The 21,648-nt window shown below is 59.0% G+C and carries 25 protein-coding genes and 1 tRNA gene; 13 read left to right on the plus strand and 13 right to left on the minus strand.

Annotation, left to right across the window (positions count from 1 at the left end; translation table 11 throughout):
- Positions 1 to 53 precede the first annotated feature (53 nt).
- Entirely contained in the window at positions 54 to 1,223 is a 1,170-nt protein-coding gene (locus SynA1528_RS03655; RefSeq protein WP_186587745.1) for an FAD-binding oxidoreductase, read from the minus strand.
- Positions 1,224 to 1,361: 138 nt separating this feature from the next.
- On the opposite strand from SynA1528_RS03655, the gene SynA1528_RS03660 reads away from it, so the two are divergent.
- The gene (locus tag SynA1528_RS03660) at positions 1,362 to 1,904 is read left to right on the plus strand and encodes an SRPBCC family protein (RefSeq protein ID WP_186587746.1); all 543 of its coding nucleotides are present in this window, start codon (positions 1,362 to 1,364) and stop codon (positions 1,902 to 1,904) included.
- A gap of 52 nt (positions 1,905 to 1,956) precedes the next feature.
- On the opposite strand, the gene SynA1528_RS03665 is transcribed toward SynA1528_RS03660, so the two are convergent.
- Both SynA1528_RS03665 and SynA1528_RS03670 read right to left on the minus strand, forming a co-directional pair.
- Positions 1,957 to 2,029: transfer RNA gene (locus SynA1528_RS03665), tRNA-Glu, on the minus strand.
- A gap of 47 nt (positions 2,030 to 2,076) precedes the next feature.
- The gene (locus tag SynA1528_RS03670; RefSeq protein ID WP_186587747.1) at positions 2,077 to 3,228 is read right to left on the minus strand and encodes a histidine kinase; all 1,152 of its coding nucleotides are present in this window, start codon (positions 3,226 to 3,228) and stop codon (positions 2,077 to 2,079) included.
- Positions 3,229 to 3,334: 106 nt separating this feature from the next.
- On the opposite strand from SynA1528_RS03670, the gene SynA1528_RS03675 reads away from it, so the two are divergent.
- From SynA1528_RS03675 to pepN, 3 genes are all read left to right on the plus strand, one after another.
- Entirely contained in the window at positions 3,335 to 3,922 is a 588-nt protein-coding gene (locus tag SynA1528_RS03675; RefSeq protein WP_186587748.1) for a hypothetical protein, read from the plus strand.
- A gap of 156 nt (positions 3,923 to 4,078) precedes the next feature.
- The gene (locus SynA1528_RS03680; RefSeq protein WP_186587749.1) at positions 4,079 to 4,489 is read left to right on the plus strand and encodes a DUF8650 domain-containing protein; all 411 of its coding nucleotides are present in this window, start codon (positions 4,079 to 4,081) and stop codon (positions 4,487 to 4,489) included.
- Between the two features lie 136 nt (positions 4,490 to 4,625).
- Positions 4,626 to 7,229, plus strand: a complete 2,604-nt coding sequence (pepN, locus tag SynA1528_RS03685; RefSeq protein ID WP_186587750.1) for an aminopeptidase N — start codon at positions 4,626 to 4,628, stop codon at positions 7,227 to 7,229.
- On the opposite strand, the gene SynA1528_RS03690 is transcribed toward pepN, so the two are convergent.
- Positions 7,219 to 7,485 carry a hypothetical protein gene (locus SynA1528_RS03690; RefSeq protein ID WP_186587751.1) on the minus strand — a complete coding sequence of 89 codons (267 nt, stop codon included), beginning with the start codon at positions 7,483 to 7,485 and terminating at the stop codon, positions 7,219 to 7,221. The genes pepN and SynA1528_RS03690 overlap by 11 nt on opposite strands.
- On the opposite strand from SynA1528_RS03690, the gene SynA1528_RS03695 reads away from it, so the two are divergent.
- From SynA1528_RS03695 to SynA1528_RS03705, 3 genes are read left to right on the plus strand one after another with little or no spacing between them, the layout of a single operon-like run.
- Positions 7,474 to 8,229, plus strand: coding sequence for a peroxiredoxin-like family protein (locus SynA1528_RS03695; protein WP_186587752.1), 756 nt, complete (start codon positions 7,474 to 7,476; stop codon positions 8,227 to 8,229). The two genes, SynA1528_RS03690 and SynA1528_RS03695, sit on opposite strands and share 12 nt — an antisense overlap.
- A 24-nt stretch (positions 8,230 to 8,253) precedes the next feature.
- Positions 8,254 to 8,397: a hypothetical protein gene (locus SynA1528_RS03700; protein WP_186587753.1), complete on the plus strand. Its 144-nt coding sequence runs from the start codon at positions 8,254 to 8,256 to the stop codon at positions 8,395 to 8,397.
- Positions 8,398 to 8,403: 6 nt separating this feature from the next.
- Positions 8,404 to 9,669 (plus strand): peptidylprolyl isomerase, encoded by a 1,266-nt coding sequence (locus SynA1528_RS03705; RefSeq protein WP_222930192.1) that lies wholly within the window; start codon positions 8,404 to 8,406, stop codon positions 9,667 to 9,669.
- Here SynA1528_RS03705 and SynA1528_RS03710 read toward each other — a convergent pair.
- On the minus strand, positions 9,651 to 10,208 hold the full coding sequence (locus tag SynA1528_RS03710) for a rhomboid family intramembrane serine protease (RefSeq protein WP_186588258.1): 558 nt from the start codon (positions 10,206 to 10,208) through the stop codon (positions 9,651 to 9,653). The two genes, SynA1528_RS03705 and SynA1528_RS03710, sit on opposite strands and share 19 nt — an antisense overlap.
- Before the next feature lie 47 nt (positions 10,209 to 10,255).
- Here SynA1528_RS03710 and SynA1528_RS03715 point away from each other — a divergent pair, with 47 nt between their 5' ends.
- Positions 10,256 to 11,788, plus strand: coding sequence for a phytoene desaturase family protein (locus SynA1528_RS03715; RefSeq protein WP_186587755.1), 1,533 nt, complete (start codon positions 10,256 to 10,258; stop codon positions 11,786 to 11,788).
- Between the two features lie 6 nt (positions 11,789 to 11,794).
- Here the strand turns inward: SynA1528_RS03715 and SynA1528_RS03720 are convergent, their stop codons facing one another.
- The gene (locus SynA1528_RS03720; protein WP_186587756.1) at positions 11,795 to 13,369 is read right to left on the minus strand and encodes an esterase-like activity of phytase family protein; all 1,575 of its coding nucleotides are present in this window, start codon (positions 13,367 to 13,369) and stop codon (positions 11,795 to 11,797) included.
- 36 nt (positions 13,370 to 13,405) lie between these two features.
- Positions 13,406 to 14,509, minus strand: coding sequence for an esterase-like activity of phytase family protein (locus tag SynA1528_RS03725; RefSeq protein ID WP_186587757.1), 1,104 nt, complete (start codon positions 14,507 to 14,509; stop codon positions 13,406 to 13,408).
- A 152-nt stretch (positions 14,510 to 14,661) separates the two neighbouring features.
- On the opposite strand from SynA1528_RS03725, the gene SynA1528_RS03730 reads away from it, so the two are divergent.
- Complete coding sequence (locus SynA1528_RS03730) at positions 14,662 to 14,868, plus strand: hypothetical protein (RefSeq protein WP_186587758.1); 207 nt, start codon at positions 14,662 to 14,664, stop codon at positions 14,866 to 14,868.
- Here SynA1528_RS03730 and SynA1528_RS03735 read toward each other — a convergent pair.
- From SynA1528_RS03735 to SynA1528_RS03745, 3 genes are read right to left on the minus strand one after another with little or no spacing between them, the layout of a single operon-like run.
- Positions 14,865 to 15,329, minus strand: a complete 465-nt coding sequence (locus SynA1528_RS03735; RefSeq protein WP_186588556.1) for a WbuC family cupin fold metalloprotein — start codon at positions 15,327 to 15,329, stop codon at positions 14,865 to 14,867. The genes SynA1528_RS03730 and SynA1528_RS03735 overlap by 4 nt on opposite strands.
- A 35-nt stretch (positions 15,330 to 15,364) precedes the next feature.
- Complete coding sequence (locus SynA1528_RS03740; protein ID WP_502707726.1) at positions 15,365 to 15,601, minus strand: DUF6737 family protein; 237 nt, start codon at positions 15,599 to 15,601, stop codon at positions 15,365 to 15,367.
- Positions 15,570 to 16,178 carry a PCC domain-containing protein gene (locus SynA1528_RS03745; protein WP_186588259.1) on the minus strand — a complete coding sequence of 203 codons (609 nt, stop codon included), beginning with the start codon at positions 16,176 to 16,178 and terminating at the stop codon, positions 15,570 to 15,572. The genes SynA1528_RS03740 and SynA1528_RS03745 overlap by 32 nt, the downstream gene beginning before the upstream one ends.
- Positions 16,179 to 16,285: 107 nt before the next feature.
- Between SynA1528_RS03745 and SynA1528_RS03750 the strand changes: the two genes are divergently transcribed.
- On the plus strand, positions 16,286 to 16,522 hold the full coding sequence (locus SynA1528_RS03750) for a ribbon-helix-helix domain-containing protein (protein ID WP_186587760.1): 237 nt from the start codon (positions 16,286 to 16,288) through the stop codon (positions 16,520 to 16,522).
- Here SynA1528_RS03750 and SynA1528_RS03755 read toward each other — a convergent pair.
- Positions 16,519 to 17,172: a transporter substrate-binding domain-containing protein gene (locus SynA1528_RS03755; protein WP_286187892.1), complete on the minus strand. Its 654-nt coding sequence runs from the start codon at positions 17,170 to 17,172 to the stop codon at positions 16,519 to 16,521. The genes SynA1528_RS03750 and SynA1528_RS03755 overlap by 4 nt on opposite strands.
- Before the next feature lie 351 nt (positions 17,173 to 17,523).
- Between SynA1528_RS03755 and pdeM the strand changes: the two genes are divergently transcribed.
- Entirely contained in the window at positions 17,524 to 18,198 is a 675-nt protein-coding gene (pdeM, locus tag SynA1528_RS03760) for a ligase-associated DNA damage response endonuclease PdeM (protein ID WP_186587761.1), read from the plus strand.
- Positions 18,195 to 19,667 carry a hypothetical protein gene (locus SynA1528_RS03765; protein WP_186587762.1) on the plus strand — a complete coding sequence of 491 codons (1,473 nt, stop codon included), beginning with the start codon at positions 18,195 to 18,197 and terminating at the stop codon, positions 19,665 to 19,667. Before pdeM ends, SynA1528_RS03765 begins: the two co-directional genes overlap by 4 nt.
- Positions 19,668 to 19,682: 15 nt before the next feature.
- On the opposite strand, the gene SynA1528_RS03770 is transcribed toward SynA1528_RS03765, so the two are convergent.
- The gene (locus SynA1528_RS03770; protein ID WP_186587763.1) at positions 19,683 to 20,156 is read right to left on the minus strand and encodes a CBS domain-containing protein; all 474 of its coding nucleotides are present in this window, start codon (positions 20,154 to 20,156) and stop codon (positions 19,683 to 19,685) included.
- 31 nt (positions 20,157 to 20,187) lie between these two features.
- On the opposite strand from SynA1528_RS03770, the gene SynA1528_RS03775 reads away from it, so the two are divergent.
- Entirely contained in the window at positions 20,188 to 20,724 is a 537-nt protein-coding gene (locus tag SynA1528_RS03775; RefSeq protein ID WP_186587764.1) for a CDP-alcohol phosphatidyltransferase family protein, read from the plus strand.
- Here SynA1528_RS03775 and SynA1528_RS03780 read toward each other — a convergent pair.
- Positions 20,693 to 21,613 carry an NAD-dependent epimerase/dehydratase family protein gene (locus tag SynA1528_RS03780; protein WP_286187940.1) on the minus strand — a complete coding sequence of 307 codons (921 nt, stop codon included), beginning with the start codon at positions 21,611 to 21,613 and terminating at the stop codon, positions 20,693 to 20,695. The genes SynA1528_RS03775 and SynA1528_RS03780 overlap by 32 nt on opposite strands.
- Between the last annotated feature and the right edge of the window lie 35 nt (positions 21,614 to 21,648).

Below are 21,648 nucleotides of genomic sequence, written 5' to 3' on the forward strand. Positions count from 1 at the left end.
AAAGGACCACCGAAAGGTGGTCCTTGATGGAGTGATGCTTCAGCCGAAGCTGATCAATAGGTTTCCACGTGCCAGCGATCCGCCTTCTTGAGTTGTGGGCGCAGTTCGGACCAATCCAGGCCTTTCGCAGCTGCTGCGGCTGTCATGGCCTCGTCGATGCCAGGTTCCATTCCCCTCAGGCCACACATGTAGACGTGGGTTTTGGGATCTTCGATCATCGCGAAGATCTCTTCTGCGTGTTCGAGCACGCGGTCCTGGATGTACATCCGGCCGCCTTTGGCGTTCTGTTGCTCGCGGCTGATCGCCTTGGTGTAGCGGAAGTTGTCGGGGAACTCCTTTTCGTAATGAAGGAAATCCTCGTCGTAGAGCAGGTTGCCGGTTTTGGGTGCACCCATGAACAGCCAGGCTTTTCCGCGGAAGTTCCAGCCATTGGCTCCCCTCTCCCGTGATTCGAACATGCGGCGGAGGTAGGTGCGCATCGGGGCGATGCCGGTGCCGGTCGCCAGCATGATGATGTTGGCGTCTTCGTCGTCGGGCAGGAGCATTTCCTTACCCACCGGACCGGTGATCTTCACCTTCGAACCGGGTTCGATGTCGCAGAGGTAAGTGGAGCAGACGCCGTAAATCTGCTCACCAGCCTCGTTCTTGTACTCAAGCTGACGAACACACAGCGAAACAGTGTTGTCCTGATAGTTGTCGCCGTGGCGTGTGCTGGCGATGGAATACAAACGGAGTTTGTGGGGTTTGCCGTTGGCGTCCTCACCTTCGGGGATGATTCCGATGCTCTGGCCTTCGATGTACTCGAGCTGCGGTTCACCACCGGAGAGATCAAAGGTGATGTGCTGGACCCGACCGATACCGCCTTCAGCAACCAACGGGTAGTTCTCGGTGACGGTGCCGAGGAAAGGCGTCTTGGGTTTGTAGGTATTGACCGGAACGTTGGCGTGGGGCTTCTTCTTGGGGGCGGGTGCAGAGGTCACGGCTTGCGGGGCGGGGGCGCTGGACGCGGACACCGGCGCTGCGGGGGATCCCTCGCTGGCGGGTGACACATTGATGATTCTGGCCCCAGAGGCAGAAAGTCGCTTGTAGAGGTCATTGAGTCCACTCATGGCCACCCGGTAGGTCCGAATCACCGAAGGCCCTGATCCGGCCTGGATGCCACTGGCGACAACCGTGAACAGGGACGACGAAGTTCCACCCGCTGTGGCAACGGACACCCGCATTTGACGACGATTTTGGTGGCGAGACTATAGGGGTGCTTCTTTAGGAGGCTTGATTCAGTTGCTATTTGCCACAACGGGCGATGTCGTCTGGACGACTTCCGTAAGATCTGATCGGACTAGCTCTGAACACCAGACCCGTTGACTCCACTCCAGGCGCTGTTTCCAGGTGGACTTCGTTCCTCCAGTCACCAGAGCGAAACCATCGAACAGACGATGGAGCGTCTGCCGGGAGGAGCTCGTCGCCTTGCGGTTCAGCTGAAAAGCTCCATTGCAGCGGACGTGTTCTGGGATGTCCTGACCGATTACACCCATCTGGCAGATTTCATCCCCAACCTCAGCTCCAGCGAGCTGGTGATGCGGAAAGGTGAGACGGTTCGTCTGCAGCAGGTTGGCTGCCAGCAGCTGCTGGGACTGCGGTTTTCTGCACAGGTGTTGCTTGAACTTCGCGAGTTCAGGCCTGAAGGCTTGCTCCGTTTTGAGATGTTGAAGGGGGATTTCCGACGCTTTGAGGGGTCGTGGCAAGTGAGAACTCTGGCGGAGGGTTCCTCCCTGCTGTATGAGCTGACGGTGCAGGGTTGTCTGGGGATGCCGATCGGATTGATTGAGGAACGACTGCGTGAGGATCTCAGCAGCAATCTTTTCGCTGTGGAGCGGGAAGCACTCCGCCGTTGCGAGTACTGAATCTTCGTAATCAATGTTGGTGAACAACACCAACTGTTCTTTATTCCTTCAATACCCCCAAGGGGATTCGAACCCCTGTCGCCTCCGTGAAAGGGAGGTGTCCTAGGCCTCTAGACGATGGGGGCGAGGCCGTGATCGAGGAGGCATCTGTGCTCCTCATCACCAAGACAAACTACGGCTCGAGCTCTCCCTCCGTCAAGACAGCCTGCCCCCATTCCTGCCCCTGGCCTTGCCAGATCGGCACAGTGAAGGTGAAGCAGGCACCCTCTCCTGGCTCGGAGACGACCCAGATCCGTCCCCCATGCACTTCCACGATGCGGCGACAGACGGATAAGCCCACGCCGAACCCTGTGGTGCGATCGGAGGTCTGAGGCAGGCGAACCCGATCCAGAAAGATCCGCTGCTGCTCTTCGGTGGGGATGCCAGGTCCGCTGTCACAGACACTCACCTCAACCCTCTGACTGGTGCGGTGGAGCATGGTGAGGGTGATGTGCCCTCCATTGCCGGTGTACTTGAGAGCGTTCTCCAACAGATTCAGCAACACCTGTCGCATGCGGCGCTGATCAGCGAAGACCTTGGGGAGATCGCCAGGGATATCGGTTCTGATCTCGACGTTCCGGCCCAGCCAGAGTTTTTCCAGTTCGAGGATCACCTCCGCCGACACGCTGGCCAAATCCAGGCGTTGGGGATTGAACAGCGTTTCCCAACGCGTGGTGCCCACTTCAAGCAGATCCTTGGACAAGGCTTCCATCTCCTCAAGCCGCCGCGTGATCACGTCCTGGAAGCGGTTCATATCGATCTGTCCCAGCCTCTGGCTCTGAAGGGCCAGGGCTGCTGCCGTGAGCGGAGTCCTTAATTCGTGGGCCACCATCCTCAGCAGCCGCTCCTGGGCGTGGATCCTGTCGATCAGGGTCTCGTTCTCCTGGCGCAGCACCAGGAGCTGATCTTCGAGTTGAAGTTCCTTCTGGGTGCGGCTGCCGTCCAGCTCAGTGGGCCTCAGGCTGAGCCCCAATCCGCTCACCACGCCGTCCTGTTGCCAGCGGGGCACCCATCCCTTGAGTTGCTGAAGAATGTTGCTGCCGGCGAAGACCTGCTTTGGTGAAGGGGACAGCTTGATCAGGGCCGGTGTGATCACAAGCCTGTGGAGCTCCAGCAGTTCCGGCTGCTGCGATGGATCCGCCACTTGCAGGGTCACCTGGAATCCGACGTCATCACGCTCCAGGTAGTGAACGACGGATCTCAGGTCTGGGCCGGAGAGGTGATGGCGTGCTGCCACCAGCAGGAGTTTCAGCCGCTGGCGACCCTTGGGATCGTCCTCCCCCACGGCTCAGGATTCATACAAAACTGAGGCTCACCTTATGGGTTTTTGACTCGTGCGCCATCCGGGCTAAGACAACTAGGAGCACACCGACGCCTCGCCGACACGGTTCATGTCGCTTTTTTCCGCGCAAAATCGTGTCCCGCTCGCGGTTCCCGGGTCCAACTCAGGCTCACCCTCCATCCAGGTGGATAGCAACCTGCGCCGGTGGTTTGGTCGCAACCTCGGTATCTGGCGCTCCCGCAGGCAGTACACCTTCAACGATGACCAGGTGATGCACGTTGATATGCATTTGAAAATGGAAGCCTTCGCAGAGCCATCAGCTGGTGAAAGCCGCTATCGCTTCAGCTGGTGGTCTGATGAAAGCAACCAGCATTCAGATGAGTTTTTCGCACGCAAGCCTTGGTATGAGCGCAGCGGTGTGATGGAAGCCACACTCTGGGGGCATCAACTGCAGCGCAGTCGCGGTTATCTGAACACCGATCCCGTGCGCACTCGTCTGCGTCAGGTGGATGAACACGAAACGATTCTTGAGTCCCACTATCAGCAGTGGGACATCCTTGAGCACATCCGTCTTGTGGACCAGGACCGCTACCGCTACCGCGCGATCTACAGCTGGGAGAACGGGGAGCTGGCGATCGTTGAGCACCATCACGAAATCAGGGTGTCTGATCCACTTCCCCTGATCAAGGAGGATTGAGTCAGGCCAGTCAGCCCTGGCCCAGTCCTCCTCATGTCCAATCACCTCTTGGATTTGCAGGAAAACCGCAACAGGATGTCCCAGTTCAAAAAGCGATCACTGCAGCGCGCTGGAACAGTAGCCTCGTCGCTAAAATGAAGCACATTCTCTAATTTCATGAGGAAATATTTTTTCTCGGTCGCGTTATTAGCTAATTCATTGTTATTCGGTTCAGCTCCGGTTTTGGCGCAATCAGCAGCCGGTGGTACGAAGCCTGCCACTGCTAATGATATCAATACATACATGACGATTTCGATTGTCACCTTCTGCGAGGCCAGGGGGCAAGGGATCAGTTTCGACAAATCGATTCCAGTGGCGCTTGCTGGTCAGGCTTCTGCTGTTTTTCAGAAGCATGGTGGTGTCGTCCCTGGCTCCAGTCAGCCCCTTACGGAAGAGCAGTTCTTCAAAACGTCACCCTTCATGCTGGTGGGGGGCGCTATGAAGGTCTGCAAGGATCAAGTTCCTGCCGATCAGCAGAAAAAGTTTGAGAAGGCAGCTGCAGAGCTGAAAGCTCGTTCAAAGAAGTAAATTCTGATCATCCGGTATCGATACGATCATTGGTCAATGATATGCATCTGAAAATGCCTTTTCAAGGCTGTAATTTCTATTGATACTATTCCACTCGTTCGCTAGCTAGATTCTTCTGCAACTGTCTTAGAAAAATATGGTTTCAGCAATTCCCGTCCGCCTGTCGGATTACAGGCCATGGCTCTTTGTCATGCCAAAAATTCGGTTGGATGTGGAAATCAGCCCAAGCGATGTGTTCGTAACCAGTCGGCTGGAGCTTGAGCCGCGTCTTGGTGCTGAGAGCCTCCAGCTCCGCGGGGTAGATCTTGAAATCCGCAGCCTCAAGCTTGATGGTGAGGATCTCGCCAGTGATGCCTACAGCTACGTCGATCAGCTGCTGACGATCCCTGCTCCACCGGACAAGCTCTTTGTTCTGGAGACCTGTTGCCGCATTGATCCCTACTCCAACAGCTCTCTTGAGGGTCTGTATGCCAGTGGTGGCCTGCTGAGCACTCAATGTGAGGCGGAGGGATTCCGGCGGATCACGTTTCATCCGGATCGCCCTGATGTGCTCAGTCGCTGGACGGTACGCGTCGAAGCGGATCGGAGCAGCTGTCCTGTGCTGCTCAGCAATGGCAATGCCGTGTCCAAAGAGGATCTGGCAGATGGACGCCATGCCGTTACCTGGGAGGATCCTTTCCCCAAGCCCTCCTATCTATTCGCTCTCGTCGCAGGAGATCTTCGCGAGATCCGCGATCAGTTCACGACGGCATCCGGACGCGCGGTAACACTGCGCCTGCACGTGGAGGAGGGGGATGAGCCCTTCACCGCCCATGCCATCGAGTCCCTGAAGCGTTCCATGGCATGGGATGAGCAGGTGTATCAGCTTGAGTACGACCTCGATGAGTACAACATCGTTGCGGTGCGCCACTTCAATATGGGCGCGATGGAGAACAAAAGTCTCAACATCTTTAATTCAAAGCTGGTGCTGGCTGATGCCGAAACGGCCACGGATGCTGAGCTGGAGCGGATCGAAAGTGTGATTGCCCATGAATACTTCCACAACTGGAGCGGCAACCGGATCACCTGCCGTGACTGGTTTCAACTCTCTCTGAAGGAAGGTCTCACCGTCTTCCGTGATCAAAGCTTCACGGCCGACCTTCATTCCGCAGCGGTCAAGCGGATTGAGGATGTGGCGATGCTGCGCAACACCCAGTTCCGGGAAGATGCAGGGCCGACGGCGCATCCGGTAAAACCAGCTGAATATCAGGCGATTGACAACTTCTACACAACGACCATCTACGAGAAAGGCGCGGAACTGATTCGCATGCTGCACACCCTGCTGGGGCAGGAGCGGTTCATGCGAGGAATGGCGATCTATGTCAGTCGTTTTGACGGAACGGCCGCCACCACAGAAGATTTCGTGCAATCCATCGTCGATGGCGCCGCTCAAAACGGTGAACCGCTTGGATTTGACCCGGAGCAGTTCAAGCGTTGGTATCACCAGGCTGGGACTCCCGAGCTGAAGGTTCAGCGACGGTGGGACACCGAAAAGGGACAGTTAACACTCGAGCTTCAACAGAGCACGCCGCCAACCCCCGGCCAGGCTGAGAAGCAGCCGCTTGTGCTGCCGATCGCCGTGGCGCTGGTGGGTGAGCAGGGTCGCATTGGCGATGAACAACTCTTGGTGATGAACGCTGAGAAGGCCAGCTTCACGCTTCAAGCTGAGCCCGGACCTGAGGCACCGGCTCTTTCGCTTCTACGCCGCTTCTCGGCACCGGTGAACGTGCAGCTGGAACAGCCGTTGCAGGAATCGCTGCAGCTGCTCGCCCACGATGATGACCCCTTCAGTCGATGGGATGCCGGGCAGCGGCTGGCACGACAGGTGTTGCTAGCCCGCGCCGCCGATCAACCTGATGCGACGGTCGAAACGGCTTTGATTTCGGCCTTGCGCCAACGCCTGTCCGCCTACGGAGGGTCGGGTGGCCAGGACCTCGCCATTCTTCTGGCCCTGCCAGGCACCGCCGAACTGGAGGCCCTGCAGAACCCGGTGGATCCTCTGGCCCTCTACGCGGCGAGACTGGAGTGGATCGCGGACCTGGGGCGCCATCTTTCCGATCCGTTGCACCGACTTCTTGAAAGATGTCGCGGGGATTGGGGGCAGGCCTGGCCCGAGGGACAGGGCGCGCGCTCGCTCACGGGGCTCGCCTGGGCTTGGCTGGCCGCCGCGGGTGACGCTGAAGCCCGACAACAAGCGCTCGAGGCGGTGTCAGGACCGTCGATGACGCTGGCACGGGCCGCTTTGCGGGCATTACAGCCCCTGGAGGTTGGCGAACGGGATCAGGCGCTGGAGCGTTTCTATCAACGCTGGCAGGACAAGCCGGTGATTCTCGATGCCTGGTTTTCCCTTGAAGCGTCCGCTCCGCGACAGGACGGCCTGCAGCGGGTCAAGGACCTGCTGGAGCATCCCCGTTTCGATCCACTGGCACCCAACTCTCTTCGGGCAGTGCTGGGGGGATTCACCGCCAACGTTCCGGTGTTTCATGCGATCGATGGCAGTGGCTATCGCTTCATGGCCGATCAGATCGCTGCCGTGGATGCCCGCAACCCCATCACAGCCTCGCGGATGGCCAAAGTGTTCAGCCGCTGGAGCAGTTACGGTCCGGAGCGTCAGTCGGCCATGCGCCAGGCCATCGACGGCCTGGCGGCGGCTGACTTGTCAGCGAATACAGCTGAGGTGGTGGCCATGCTCAGGACGTGAGCACCACCACGGCGACGGCAACACCGACCAGCAGAAGAATCCAGATCAGCGGCTGGCGAGCAAGTTGAGGAGTTTGGATGCTCCGACGCTGGCGTCGTCGACTCCGACTCGGTCGGCTTCCTGCGGCTAGGCCGCAGGATTGACAGATCAGACGACCGGCCAGAGCACGGTCCGCCCTGAAACGGCGGCTCCCACAGTTCTGGCAGACACTGGTCACCTCGCAACCACGGCACACTTCACCAGCATGACGCGCCACAGCACACAGGCTCAAGACGGGGCTCTCCAACCGTTGCTGGAGCGTCTGCCCCCAGCGCGTTCAGGGTGGCGACAGCTCGTCATCGTGATGGGACAGCTGGGCGATTTCGATTCGATGGAATACGCCCAAGCGTTGGTGCCCCGCTTGGCTGAACTTGAAGCGGCGCGCATCGATCTCCTGGCATTCGCCATCGGAGATCAAGGAAGTGCTGAGCGCTTCTGTGGGTTCACCGGATTTCCGCAGCAATGCCTTGAGGTTGATCCCCATCCGGGCCTGCATAAAGATCTTGGGCTGTACCCAGGGCTGAAGGCTCCCGGCGGCCCCTGGCCAGGATTTTTGCTGATGTGTGCTGGCATCGGCTCCCCGGGGACGTTGCAGGAGGTGTTGCGCGGTTACACCGGTGATCGCTCGGCTCCGCAGATCTTTGCCGATGACGAGGAGGTGAAGGCCTGGCCTTTGCCGGCTTTTTCTGCAGCCATGTTTGCTCGAGCCGGTGGACGGGGATTCCAACGGCCCTTCGAACTCGCGACGAAGAGGCTGCGAAACATGGGCGAAGTGCTTGGCCATTGGCGCACCTATGTGCCCACCGATGATCACATCTCCCAGCGGGGAGGGACGTTTCTGATCGATGAAGACGGCTTTCTGCTCTATGAGTGGCGGGACACACACCTGCTGGGTTTTGCTGCCGACATGGCAATGCCGTTGGCCTTCCTTGAGCCATACCTCAGTATTGATCCCGGTTAAATTCAGCTTCTCGGCACTCCAACAATGGCCTCCGGTTTCAGCGACCTTTCCCTTGGCAATAGCGATAAAGCCAAGGTGAAACTTCCCAAGGGGTTTGGTTCCTCCGATGTGGTTAGCACAGTTGTTGAGCTGGTCACCAATAACAAACTTGGTGACTCCTCCATTTAGTTGGAGATGTTCAATAAAAGCGGTTCTGTGGAGGTCGTGACCAAGAAAACGGTCAAAAACTTTCTTAAATATGTGAAAAGAGATTTGTATGATAATTCAATATTCCATCGATCTGTTCCTGGCTTCGTTCTTCAAGGAGGGGGTTTCTTAGCGCCTGATCTTCCCACGAATGAAGGTGGCCCTCCTGAGCGAATCACTCCATTCAAAATGATTAAGAATCAACCTGGTAATTCTAACCTCCGGGGCACCATCGCCATGGCGAAACAGGCGGGTGATCCGGATAGCGCCACGAGCCAGTGGTTTGTGAATCTTGTCGATAACTTTCCTCTTGACGAGCAAAATGAAGGTTTTACTGTCTTTGGAAAAGTATTAGGGCAGGGGATGGAAATTATTGATCAACTCTCGTCGGCGAATATTTATAATTTTGGAGGAGCTTTTTCGCAATTGCCTCTTTGGCAACTTGAGGAAGTTGATGATGGCACAGCAGTCATCACTCCCGAGGACTTTCTGATTGTTGCCTCAGCTGAAAAGCTCAAGACAAAAAAACAGCCTTTTCTTCTGAATGTTGAAAGCTCTGACGAATCGCTGGTCGAAGTTCGTGTCACCAAAAAGCAGCAAATTAAGATCAAGGCTTCTGATGAGGCCTCTGAGCTGGCTGAAATAACTTTCGAAGCAATCTCATTTGTTGATGGATCTGTTGATGTCGACAGCTTCGATGTTGTGATTGGAGCTCCCGCTCAAACCCTTGCCAAGGGGAGTCCAGCGCAGAGGCGTCGGAAGCCAGTTGATGTGTTTGTAGGTGCTGGCTCTTTTGATGCCCCTTACTACCGGTTTTTCGATTCCGATGGAGATGAGATCGAGAATTTCAAGATCAAAGTGAAAAAGAAATTCCACTTCCATCGGCTAGATGGCGCCGAAACGCATCCTTTTTACATCAGTGATTCTGGTTACAACAGTTCAGCGTCTGATTCTTTGAAAGTCAAAGGTGATGGAGGGGAAACGGATGGCATCACCGGATCTGACGTCTTGAAATTCCGTGTCCGTAAATCTGACCGGAAGGAATTCAAGCAAAGTGGTGAGCTCTTCTATTTCTGCACATCGCATCCCTCCATGATCGGCTCATTTTCCATCAAAGGGCAGAAGTCCATTCAACCCCTTGAGCCTGTCCAGGAGGCGGTGATGGAACCAGTCACCAGCGATCCTGTTGGGAATGACTTCAGTGCTTATTACCGAATCGCCATGGACCCTACAGATCAGCTTCCCTTGATCTGAGCTGAATGATCGGCATCCCTATGAATGGCGTAGGCCGCAAGAACACCTCCAACAAATCCGCCGGCATGGCCGATCCAGCTGACGCCGGCGGGTGATACTCCTGGGATCAATGCCAAAAGGGCTGAGCCGTACAACCAGAACGTGAATCCTCCAAGAAGAATCGGCACGATCCTTTTCTCAAAGAGTCCGATCAGCAAGAGATATCCGAGCAATCCATACACCACACCGGAAAGACCATGTCCCGCTGCTGGCCACAGCAGAGCTATCGGAACATCAACCAACAGAACTCCAATCCATACGGCGATGTAGTCACGGCTGCCTCGTGTCAGCACGAGCCAGCTCAGGGGCAGAAACACCAACGTGTTGGAGATCAGATGGCCAAAGCCTGAGTGGCTGAATGGTGCACTCAAGACCCTCCATAACGGAAGGCCAGGCCCCATCGGCAGATTCCATTGACCAGCAAGCAGAAGTTGATCGATGACTTCCTGCCCCCAGGCCAGGCCCAGCAACAGCAAGGGAATCAGCCAGCGGACAACCATCTCCGGCATACGGGAATCACAATGATGGCTCCTTAGGGCTTAGTTGGGTGAAGGACAGGGTCGATGTGGTGGTGATCGGCAGTGGCATCGGCGGTCTCTGCTGCGCTGCCCTTTGCGCCCGAGCTGGACGAGAGGTGTCGGTTCTGGAAGCCCACACGCAGCCCGGTGGAGCGGCCCATGGATTTCTGCGTCAGGGCTATCACTTCGAATCAGGCCCATCGTTGTGGAGTGGGTTGGCGCGTTGGCCGAGCAGCAACCCTCTGGCTCAGATCCTGCGGGCTCTGGATCAGCCCCTCGACGTGATCCCCTACCGAAGTTGGGATGTGGTGTTGCCGGAAGGTGATCTGAGGATTCCAGTGGGTTCGGCCGGCTTTGAAGATGTCGTTCGTGACCTGCGCGGTGCCGCTGCCGTTGAGGAATGGCGACGCTTTGGCGAGGTGTTGCGTCCGATCGCTGCCGCCGCCAATGCTTTGCCTCTACTGGCGCTGCGCCCGGGGCTGGATGCGATGCCGCAGTTGCTCGAACGTGGACCGCGGTTGCTGAAACACCTCCCGGCGATGCGGCATCTCTCCGGCGCTTTCGGCCCACTGGTTGATCGTCATCTCAAGAATGATTTCCTGCGTCATTGGGTGGATCTGCTCTGTTTCCTGATCAGCGGCATGCCGATGGGGGACACCAATGCAGCGGCGATGGCGACGTTGTTCGGGGAATGGTTCGAGCCGGAAGCATGCCTCGACTATCCGGTGGGGGGCAGCGCCGCGGTTGTGAATGCCCTGGTGCAGGGCCTGCAGCGTCATGGCGGTGAGCTGCGAACGGCAGCCAGGGTCGAGCGAATCCTGATGGATGGCTCCACGGCAGTTGGCGTTCAGCTCAGCAATGGCGAAATGATTCACGCCGATCAGGTCGTCTGCAATGCCGACATCTGGAACACCCTGAATCTTCTGCCCCAGGACGTCGCCGCCGCTTGGCAACGGGATCGGGCTGAGACGCCAGCCTGCAACGGCTTCCTGCATCTGCATCTCGGTTTTGATGCCAGTGGCTTGGACGACCTGCCGATCCACACAGTCTGGGTGGACGACTGGCAGCGGGGGATTGCAGCGGAACGCAATGCCGTGGTGTTGTCGGTTCCATCGGTGTTGGACCCCGCGATGGCTCCGGCGGGTCAGCATGTGCTGCATGGCTACACGCCCGCCAGTGAACCCTGGTCGCTGTGGGCGGATCTACCACGGGGAAGCGAGGCCTACCAGGCGTTGAAAATGGAGCGCTGCTCTGTGTTCTGGCGTGTGCTCGAACGACGCATCCCGGATATCCGTGACCGGTGCCACGTGGTGATGGAGGGGACGCCGCGGACCCATGGTCATTTCCTCAATGTGCATCGCGGCAGCTACGGCCCTGCCCTTTCGGCGGCTGAGGGGCTCTTCCCCGGGGTGACCACGCCTCTTGATGGGCTCTGGCTTTGTGGTGCCAGCACCTTCCCGGGGATTGGTATTCCGCCGGTGGCCGCCAGTGGTGCCCTGGCGGCCCATGGGATTGTTGGTCGTCAGGCCCAGCGCCAGCTGTTGCAAGAGCTGGGCCTGTGATCTCAATCAGAGGTTGATCGCTGTCAGCAGGTTGTCGGGGCGGCCGTCCACCCTTGCGAAGTCGTTGTCGAAACCGACCACCAGGGTGCCGTCAGGCTTGAGGGCCAGACCTTCGGGCTTGTCGAAGCGGGGGTCGACACCGGGCAGGGAAGGCAGATTGAGCAGCTCCACCTGATCCACTTCCACAACGTCGCCTTCGGCAAAGGCCTCAGCAACGGCAGCAGGGCTCTCCAGCAGTTCAGGGGCGTAGACCCCATCCCCCAGAAGAGCTTCCCAGTCATAGCCCAGGGTGTCCGTCGCCTCGCTCAGGTCCATGCGCAGGATGGACTTGTTGGCCGCCACGGTGTCGCCGTTGTCGCGATCGATCACCAGGAAGGCGCCGCGCTCCGGGTCGTAGACGGCATCGCCGATCTTGTCCTGGTTGCTGGGGCCGATCTGGCTGAACATGTATTCGTGCTGGGGCTCTCCGGTGACCGGATCCATGGCCAGGATCCGCCGCACTGTGGAGCTGCTGCTATCACCGCCGACGCTCATCGGGGTCTGGATGAACGCATAAAGCAGGCCGTCGTCGCTGTTGTAGGCCAGGGCTTCAAAGCCGCGGCTGCCGCGACGCTCCAGGTACACCTCCGGCAGAGTGGCTTTGGTGAACTCGGCTACATCGCCCCGGCCGGGCTCGTAGCTGATCGCGCTGTAATCGCTGCCTTCCGGCACGATCCGATGGATCAGTTCACCACTCTCGGCGTCGAACAGAGCGACCTGGGGACGGTATTCATCGGAGACGGCGAAAATTGGGTTGCCGTCGTTCAGCCCATCAATGCTGATGCGCTGGATCGATTCGGGATCCAGGCCAAACGCATCCGGTGCCACAGGGACGTATCCGCCGTTGCCATCGGTGGTGAAGGCGGCGTTGCTGGAATCGAGGCCGCTGATCTCACCGGTCTCTTCGTTGATGGTGTACATCTGAGCGATGCCGGTGGCATCACGGAAGCCGCCTTCGCCGTCAGGAACCCGCAGGGTGGTGGTGTCTTTGACTGAGGCCTTACCGGACTTGATCTTGTACTTCAGTTCGGTGACCTGAAGCTTGAAATCAGGGTCGCTGAAGATCTTCTCTCCCTCGAAGGCAAAGCCTTGGCCCTCTGGGATATCAATAACCTGGGGGCCCACATCGGAGATGGTGAAATAACGCTTCAGGCCGGTGTCGTAGGTGAGCCCGGAGAGGCCGCCGGCGATGATCTGTACATCCGGCTGATTGGGATCCTCTAAAGATGAGGGAAGTTCTGGCCTGTTGGTGCCGGGGTAGTTGAGGACGAATTCGGCGGAGCTCGCTTTCAGGTCGCCGAAGCGGTCGGTCACCACCGCCAGCATGTTGTCGGGGCGGCCATCGACCCGTTGGAAGTCGTTGTCGAAGCCGACAACTAAAGTTCCATCTGGCTTGAGAGCCAATCCTTCGGGCTTGTCGAACAGGGTGTTGATGCCCTGCTCCGCCAGGTTGAACAGGGTGGTCTGGTGCACCTCGGAGATGATGCCGTTCATCAGGGGTGAGCGCAGGGCTTCACCCACCTCTTCCGGAGTATCAAGCATCTCGGGGGCGTAGACACCCTCTCCGAGGATGGATTCCTAGTTGAAGCCGAGTACGTCAGTGGCCCGGGTCAGGTCCATCTCGATCACCGCCTTGTTGGCGGTTTCATCCGCAACGTTGTCGCGATCGATCACATAGAAAACGTTGCGGTCGGCGTCATAGACCGCATCGCCGATCTTGTCTTGATTTGTAGGGCCGGATTGGCGATAGATGTATTCGTGTTTCGCCTCCCCGGTGATCGGATCCATGGCGATGATGCGTCGCACAGTAGACCCTTTGCGCTCGCCATTCACATCCATCGGTGTTTGGATGAAGGCATACAGCAGGCCGTTGTTGCTGTTGTAGGCCAGGGCTTCGAAACCGCGGCTGCCACGGCGCTCCAGGTAAACCCCGGGCAGAGTTTTCTTGGTGAATTCCTTCACCTCGCCACGACCTTCCTCGTAGCCGTAGCCCTTGTAACGGCTGCCCTTGGGCACAATCCGATGGATCAGATTTCCCGTTTCGGCGTCATGGACGGACACCTGAGGGCGGTATTCATCAGAGATGGCGAATACGGCGTTGCCGTTGTTGAGTCCATCGATGCTCAGGCGCAGCACTGCCTCGGGATCCATGCCAAAGGCGTCCGCGGGCACGGGGTCGTAACCACCATTGCCGTCTGGGGTGAACGCGGCTGAATCCAGGCCTGAGACCTCACCGGTGGCTTCATCAATCCGGTACATCTGGCCGATGCCGGTGGCTGGACGGAAGCCACCCTGCTCATCGGGAACATTGAGGGTCACAGCACCGGTGACCTTGACTTTGCCTTTCTTGCCCTGGCGAAGTTCAGAGACCTGCAGTCTGAAATCAGGGTCGTTGAACACCTTTTCGCCTTCAAAGGCGAAGCCCTCGTCTTCGGGGATGTCCTGGGCCTGAGGGCCTACATCCGAAACGGTGAAGTACCGGTCGAGTCCGGCGTCGTACCAGAGACCAGACAGGCCGCCGGCGATCAGCTGATCGTCGGGGTAGTTGGGATCACTGAAACGGTTGGGAACCTTGCTCTTGCCGGTGCCGGGGTAGCTGAGCTTGAAGGAAAAACTCTCGGTACTGATGTCGAGGTAGTTGGATTCCGCTACGCGGCTACCGGGAACCGGACTGAAGGACATCTTCAAAGATGTTGATACCACCTCAACTTGCAAAAAACATCGCATCAGCGATGTTGCGCTAGCAACCTCATCTCGTGTCAGGGGATACACCAATCGTGTTCAGTCGCCGGCGCGCTAGCGCGTCATAGTCTTCTCGCGAAGCATGGTTGGACATGAACACCAACGCCAGAATCGACTCCCTACAACTGATGCTCACGGATCTGCGGATGCGCAACGAGCCGATTCGTCACAAGGCGGCATTCCGCGGCTGCCAGCCCGAATTTCAGCAGCTGGTCAGCCGTTTGATCGATCAGCTCGAACGGGAGCTACTTGAGGAGAAGCAGCGCTCCCGAGAAGAATCCCGAACCGCGGCGGTCTAACCGAAGCGATCACGCCAGCGCTGTTCCTGAAGGCGGGCTTCGTCGCATCCCTCGGAGGGGAAGCCCCTGAGGAAGTCCTTGTCCTCCGTGGGTTGGTAGGGCCCCTGCTTCAGTTCAAACATCACTGAATTGGGCGCCAGGGCCACCAGGGTGTGGAACTGGTTTTCAGCAAGTTCGATGCCCCTCAGAGGCCCTGTCGCCTCGAGTCGCTCCTGTTGAAGGATCGTGCCGTTGTCGTCCATGACCAACAGGCCGATGGCACCCTGCAGCACCAGAAAGCATTCGAACCCGGTTCCGGGTTGATCGCGAATATGCCGGTGGGGCCGCACATAGGTGCCCGGTTGGAGCACGTTCAGAAATCGCTGCACCAGATCGCTTTCCTGGTGAAGGTTGTGGTTCTTGCGCAGTCGTGGATGCTGCCGAGCCACCCTCGATACTTCATCGAAGAGGGATTGATCCACCCGCTTCAGTTGCACCTTGGTTGGCGAGTTGTTGGTCACGGCTGGAGGTCTCCGGAGCGGTGGGCGGCAGGCACGATTACCAGAAACAGCAGCCACCAGGCCGCCACGGCAACAGCGAGGGGGAGGCTGATCCAAAACCGTCCTGGCCACCACCAGGACAAGCCGATCACTGCAGAGCCTGTGCTGATGATCGACCAGGGCTGGCACCACCAGGGCTTGAGAGACCAGAACGGAGGCTGGTCAGCGGAGGGTTTCGAGCTCACCGGCGGCATGCAGGGCTGTGAGGTCGTCGTAGCCGCCGATCGCGGTTCCGTCGATGAACACCTGAGGGAAGGTGCGCATGCCGCTGCGGCTCTGGCAAGCCGCGAAGTCCTCGTCGTTGTTGACGGTGATCACCGTGTGGGGCAATGCCAGGGTGCGCAGTAAGCGGAGTGCGCGGCTGCACCATGGGCATCCCGGCAGTACAGCGATTTCAAGCCTTGGGATGGGTGCTGCTGTGGGGGATTCAGCCTGGATCGGGACTTGATCCAGCACCCCGATCAGCACGTCTACGCCTTTCTGCACAAGTGTTCCGGGTTCGAGATGGCCGCCCCACACCTGGCAAGCCCCATCGGAAAGACTGAGATGGAGGTGAACGCCTTCAGGCCCGATCGTGCCATTCAGAGTGATCACCTCGAGGTCGCCCACCAGGACGGTGGCCTCTGGCTGCCCAGGACACTGAAAGGCCGCACGGCTGAGGTTGCCGACCACTCCCAAAACAAATCCCTGGAGACCTTGCGTTCTGCCGAGATCTTCCAGGCTGGTGCGCAGATCGCTGCCTGGAGCAAGCTTCAGCGGCAGGGGGCGCATGGCATCGGTGAAACGTGGGGCCACATTACGTGGGATGGCACGGGTGCCAGACAGATCAGGCTTGGTGGGACATGGTGCTAATATCGTTAAGATTTGGTTGATTTATCGTGCCAATACTTCAGGATCTGGTTCAGGAGTTGCAACAACGTCTTGAAGGACAGGCTCCGGCGCCCAGCAGTGCTGCCGTGGCTGATGCATCCAGCTCAGAGCGCATCAACGTCACCTTGCCTCGCGGTGTCATGGATGAACTGAAGCGCCATGCCCTGGAGGAAGGCCGCAGTTGCGGCAATCTGGCCGCTTATCTGGTGGAGGAGGCTTTGCGCCGCCACCGCCCGCTGCACTAATCGAGCAGTCGTTTGGAGACGTCTTCCATCGCTCCACTGCGCTGCAGCTTGAGGATGGAGATGTTCAGCGGTGTCCTCAATGGATCGCCCGTTCTGAAGGCGAAGCCATAGGTCTGTTCGGCCAGGGTGAACGGAGCCAGTTGCACTGCCAGTTCCGGGTTGTTCTTGAGGTGATAGCGGATTGCCGGCCGATCGAAGATCACCGCATCCGCTCTGTTCGTCAGCACCGTCTCGATGGCATCCCCGAGTGTCTGTGAGGGAGCAATTCGCATGTTCTGCTCCTCAGCCAGCTCTTCTCCGCTCGTTCCCTCCAGAACAGCGGCTCTTTGCCCATTGAGCCGTTCTGCCGTGATGCTGATGGGTCCCACAAGAAGATCAATTTCCCCTTTGTTCAGAGCAAGAATTCCCTGCCGCGGGGTTGCTTGCTTGATCAGTCGATAGGAGAGGTTGTTATCTTCAGCGATCCTTCTCCAGATATCCAGGCTGATGCCGCTGCTGCCCCCGTCCTTCTGGATCACAAAGGGGGCATTGCCGCTGACGCCCACCTTGAGCGTGCGCGCCATCAACGGTGGAACAGCCTGTTGCAGACCCAGCAGCAGACCGACGGCAACAGCTGCTCCCCTTCTCCTGGCGACGGTTGAGTGTTTCACCGCTGGTCGAGACGCTTCACGATCACGGACATTGCGACAAGGGAACCTGCCAGAGCGATCAGGAGGGCAATGGTCATTGGTGGGTCAGGTAGCAGCAGGGACCGCCAGGTTTGCATCCATGGCCCCCAGCAGCCACTCGGCGACTTCCATTCTCAAGGCGTATGCACACTCGTAACGCCCTTGGTGTTCGAGCGAAGCGAGCCTGCGCTCAAGCCAGCGCAGAGTCTCAACCGGAAGCTGGTTTGGACGCATCGGTCGCGCCACAATGCATGGCCAGAGGAACATCACAGTGATGCACGAACAGGCACCTGCGATGCAGTCAGGGCTACAAAACATGGCTGAGTCCCGCGGATGAAGTGGCAGGAGTGGGTCTGGCGCAGCGAGTCCCTGCGGTTTCTGGGTGAACGTGCTCTCTGGAGGGAGCAAGGGCGTCAGTTGATGGTGGCGGATCTGCACCTCGGCAAGGCCGAGGTCTTCCAGGCCCATGGCATTCCCTTGCCGACTGATGGCGACCGGGGAACATTGAATCCGCTGCTTCAGCTCTGCCATGCCTGGTCTCCTGAACAGCTCATCGTTCTCGGCGATCTGATTCATGCCCGTGAAGGGCTGACGCCAGAGCTGCGAGAGACCCTGCGTTCGCTGCCGGATCTCTGTGGTTGTGAGGTGCTGCTGATCGGCGGCAACCACGACCGCCACTGCTGGATCGAAGGCCTGCCGCAGCTTCCCTCCCAGGGCGTTGGCCAACTTTGGTTAAGCCATGCTCCAGAAACGCAGCCCGCTGCTGATCTGCTCAACGTCTGCGGTCATCTGCATCCGATGATCCGCCTGCGCGGCCGGGCGGATCGCCTGCGTCTCCCCTGCTTTGCCTTTGATCCCGAGGCTCCCCGATTGGTCATTCCAGCCTTCGGGCAGTTGACGGGAGGCCATGACTGCGGCGACCGTTACCAGCAATGGCTAGTGGCCGACGGAGCCATCCTTCCTTGGTTCGAACCACCCCTCCAAAACCAGGGTCGACGGTCCGCATGAAGGACGAGACCAAGGGCGGCCAGCGACGGAAAAGAATTCGTCTGCGGAAGCGGTGGTTGGCTCTGATCTCACCTTTTGTGGTGTTGGGTGGGTTGATTGCCTTGGCCCCCGATACCCCGCAGCAGGGACAGATTGCTGAGGACACTGTTCTCGAAACGGAATCCCGCCGGGATGGCGAACCGTTTCGATACATCCCAGACGATGAGGTGTATGCCCTGGATTTCGACCCAAGGCGTGTTCGTTTCGGACTGTTGGAGGGCTGGGACCGCGAGCAGGATGCCTTCGAGGACTTCGCTGCTCTGGCCTACGTGTCCGGGCCGATGTACGAGCGGCACGTTGATAACGGTGGTCGAGAGATAACGGTCCCCTTGGGTGATCTGAAGTTCGGCTCCCGCGTTTGGAAAGGGCGCAACCGCACGGCATCACGCCAACGGGCCTTCATCGGCATTCGCCACAGCGGCGCCGTTGATTTCAGCTACGGCGAGCTGACCGACGCACATACCCGCACCTACGACACCTTCATCGGTGGGCTGCACAGCCTCTACAACGACCTCGAGGAACCCCCGGAGAGCTACAAGGGGGCTTACAGCATCAGCATGGGCCAGCGCATCCGCTATTACCTGCCCAGGATTCGCATGGTGATGGGCCTGCGCGAGGACGGCCATCTCGAGGTGCTGATGAGCCGGGATGGCCTCACCCTCGAGCAGAGCAAGGATCTGGCCAGACGTCGGGGGTATCTGGCGGCTTACATGCCGGACCATGCCTCCAAGAGTCGCTTCATCATTCCCGGCGTCAAAGGGTTCACAGAGGAGGATGCCAACTGGATCAGCGGTGGAGCGACGAGTTTTGTCCATGTCCCCTACATGCTGCGGCTCAGTTCCCGTCAGACCCCGCTTCGTGGTGATCTGATCGACAACTTCACCCCCAGGCTCGCCGGGGATGAGTCCTGTGCTGGAGCGATGGATTGTCTGCAGGCCTTTGGGAACCACCTGGCCGATCGAGCCTTGGCCGGTCTTAATCGTGTGATGGAAAAAGGTGTCGAACCCCTTGCTCGGATGATCTGGGCTCCTTCCAATCCCCAGCCGTCCAGTCTGGTGGAAACACAGCTCCTGCCGGATGAACTGGATCGCGTTACACCCGCGGTGAAACTTCGCGCTCCTCTGCGTGAGCCGCCGATAACCGCTGATCCTTTGGTGCTTCAGGAGCCGGTGATCAGAATGCTGCCCAAACTGCAGGAAGTGAGTCCGCTTGAAGGTACTTTGGACGATGGAACTTCACGGTTGTTCGAGCCCTCGGTTCCCCTTCCTCCAGACCTACCACCTCCGCTTTTGCTGGATCAGATGCCAGGCCAGAGTGATGGCGACCGAGAGGCTGCTGCTTCCCCTGAACTTCCAGCGCTGCCTGAAAACGCCCCACCTCCACCGGACCTACCAGATGTATCCATACAACCACTTCCAGTGATTGATTGAAACTTTCGGTGGCGATCAGCCCCCCTGGTGGGAGGCGAGGGCACGCACCACGTCTCCCCGGGTGATCACACCCACGGGCTTCGCATCACTGTCGAGGACAAACAACCGTTGGGTGCCCCGGTCGTGCAGCAGGGAGGCCGCCCTGGGCAAACCAAGGTCAAGACTGCAGGTGTGGGCGTCCTTCCGCATCAGCTCTTTCACCGTGGTGCCCAGCACCTGGTGCACCTGCTTGTCCCAGTTGAGGGGATTGCGCAGGTAAATCACGCTGTCCAGCAGCATCACGTACGGGCCGGCATCAACACCGCTCTCACGCACCATCAGGTCCTGCTCGCTCAGCTCTCCGATCAGGGCACCTGTGTCATCAACCACCGGCAGTCCGCTGATGTGGTGATCACTGATCAGTTGAACGGCCTGCTGCAGAGGAGTGTCCGGGGTGACGCTCAACACTGGCTGGGTCATCACATCAGCCACCGTCAGCTGCAGGACCATGATTTGAAGTCAGCTGACTTCATTCTGCGCGTTGTCGTTGCCCCTGCGCTCTCTGGCCAATGGCCTCACCATCGCTCGCGCCGTTGCCGGCTTGCCCTTGATCCTGGCGCTGCAGGTTGGCTGGCTTCCCTTGGCTTGGTGGCTGCTGCTGATGGCTGGCCTCAGCGATGCCGCTGATGGCTGGCTGGCCCGTCGCGCTGGCGGCGGCAGCAGCTGGGGGGCAAGGCTGGATCCACTCACAGACAAGGTGCTGATCGCAGCTCCCCTGCTCTGGCTGGCTTCCACGGAAACCCTGCCTCTCTGGGCTGTCTGGCTGTTGCTGGCCCGGGAACTGCTGATTTCGGGTTGGCGTGCCCAGGCGGGGGATGGCGGGCCGGCATCGTTGACCGGGAAGGCCAAGACCGTCCTGCAGTTCCTGGCGCTGCTGTTGTTGCTCTGGCCCCCCGCCTGGAGCGGACACCAGCAGCTTGTGGTTGTCGGGTGGTGGTTGTTCTGGCCGTCGTTGCTGTTGGCCCTCAGGTCAGCCGTTGGCTACATCAAGCCCCGATCAAGGCCGCATCAGCGCTGAAATCCGGCTGCGCCGACGGGGCGATGGCGTAGTCATTCTGGAAGCTGTCCGCCAGCCCCTTGGCGAGATCAAACCGGGGTTCCCAGGCCAGTTCACGCTGCACCCGTGTGATGTCGGTGAGGAAGTGATTTAGTCGCAGGGGGAAGGCCTTGCGGGCTTTTGGATCGAGTCCGGATGGATCGAAGGGGCGCAACTCCACGGCGTCCGGCTCTTTGCCGCAGGCAACCGCTGCTGCCCGGATCAAGCCTCGGAAGGTGATGCCCTGCTTGCCGGAGCAGTTGTAGATGCGGTTGGCAGCGGCTTCAACATCGATGCAGCGCGCCATGGCTTCGGCCAGATCGTCCACATGGCCGAGCTGGGTGATCGTGCTGCCGTCCCCCGGCAGCGGCACCGGGCGGTCGTGGGTGATCCGATCAAAGAACCAGCGTTCGACGGGGTTGTAGTTCCCAGGCCCGTAGATGTAAGTGGGGCGGAAGCTGGTGAAGGGGATGCCTTCGGAGCGCAACCAGGCCTCGGTGTCCGCCTTGCCGGCGTGGCGGCTGTTTGGATCGGTGGCAGCGGTTTCATCCAGGGGCCACAGTGCAGAGCCGGCGTAGACGCCGGCGGAACTCACGTAAACGAACCGGTGGCTGGGGACACCTGTGATCTCCACCACACGCCTGCTGTCCTCAAGCTTGCGCCCGGAGCTGTCGACAATCACATCGAAGCGGCGTCCTTCCAGGGGGCTCAGACCTTCGCTGCTGCTGCGGTCTCCACAGAGATGTTCAACGCCCTCAGGGACAGCGTTGCGGCCCCGCGTGAACAGGGTGAGGGCATGGCCCTGAGCCTGAAGCCTGGCCACCAAGGGCTTGCCGACGAAACGGGTCCCCCCCATCACCAGGATCTTCACAGCCATACAAGCAAAAGCGCAGCCATTGAAGCGTG

It is taken from the genome of Synechococcus sp. A15-28 (genome assembly GCF_014280175.1).
In the GTDB taxonomy this organism is placed as follows: Bacteria; Cyanobacteriota; Cyanobacteriia; order PCC-6307; family Cyanobiaceae; genus Parasynechococcus.

What these genes read in the sequence shown, in the direction of transcription:
- SynA1528_RS03655 (WP_186587745.1), bottom strand. Translation starts at nt 1,223, where the DNA reads ATGCGGGTGTCCGTTGCCACAGCGGGTGGAACTTCGTCGTCCCTGTTC.
- SynA1528_RS03675 (WP_186587748.1), top strand. Translation starts at nt 3,335, where the DNA reads ATGTCGCTTTTTTCCGCGCAAAATCGTGTCCCGCTCGCGGTTCCCGGG.
- SynA1528_RS03680 (WP_186587749.1), top strand. Translation starts at nt 4,079, where the DNA reads ATGAGGAAATATTTTTTCTCGGTCGCGTTATTAGCTAATTCATTGTTA.
- pepN (WP_186587750.1), top strand. Translation starts at nt 4,626, where the DNA reads ATGGTTTCAGCAATTCCCGTCCGCCTGTCGGATTACAGGCCATGGCTC.
- SynA1528_RS03695 (WP_186587752.1), top strand. Translation starts at nt 7,474, where the DNA reads ATGACGCGCCACAGCACACAGGCTCAAGACGGGGCTCTCCAACCGTTG.
- SynA1528_RS03700 (WP_186587753.1), top strand. Translation starts at nt 8,254, where the DNA reads ATGGCCTCCGGTTTCAGCGACCTTTCCCTTGGCAATAGCGATAAAGCC.
- SynA1528_RS03705 (WP_222930192.1), top strand. Translation starts at nt 8,404, where the DNA reads ATGTTCAATAAAAGCGGTTCTGTGGAGGTCGTGACCAAGAAAACGGTC.
- SynA1528_RS03710 (WP_186588258.1), bottom strand. Translation starts at nt 10,208, where the DNA reads ATGGTTGTCCGCTGGCTGATTCCCTTGCTGTTGCTGGGCCTGGCCTGG.
- SynA1528_RS03720 (WP_186587756.1), bottom strand. Translation starts at nt 13,369, where the DNA reads ATGCTTGATACTCCGGAAGAGGTGGGTGAAGCCCTGCGCTCACCCCTG.
- SynA1528_RS03725 (WP_186587757.1), bottom strand. Translation starts at nt 14,509, where the DNA reads ATGTCCTTCAGTCCGGTTCCCGGTAGCCGCGTAGCGGAATCCAACTAC.
- SynA1528_RS03730 (WP_186587758.1), top strand. Translation starts at nt 14,662, where the DNA reads ATGAACACCAACGCCAGAATCGACTCCCTACAACTGATGCTCACGGAT.
- SynA1528_RS03740 (WP_502707726.1), bottom strand. Translation starts at nt 15,601, where the DNA reads ATGCCGCCGGTGAGCTCGAAACCCTCCGCTGACCAGCCTCCGTTCTGG.
- SynA1528_RS03745 (WP_186588259.1), bottom strand. Translation starts at nt 16,178, where the DNA reads ATGCGCCCCCTGCCGCTGAAGCTTGCTCCAGGCAGCGATCTGCGCACC.
- pdeM (WP_186587761.1), top strand. Translation starts at nt 17,524, where the DNA reads ATGAAGTGGCAGGAGTGGGTCTGGCGCAGCGAGTCCCTGCGGTTTCTG.
- SynA1528_RS03765 (WP_186587762.1), top strand. Translation starts at nt 18,195, where the DNA reads ATGAAGGACGAGACCAAGGGCGGCCAGCGACGGAAAAGAATTCGTCTG.
- SynA1528_RS03770 (WP_186587763.1), bottom strand. Translation starts at nt 20,156, where the DNA reads ATGGTCCTGCAGCTGACGGTGGCTGATGTGATGACCCAGCCAGTGTTG.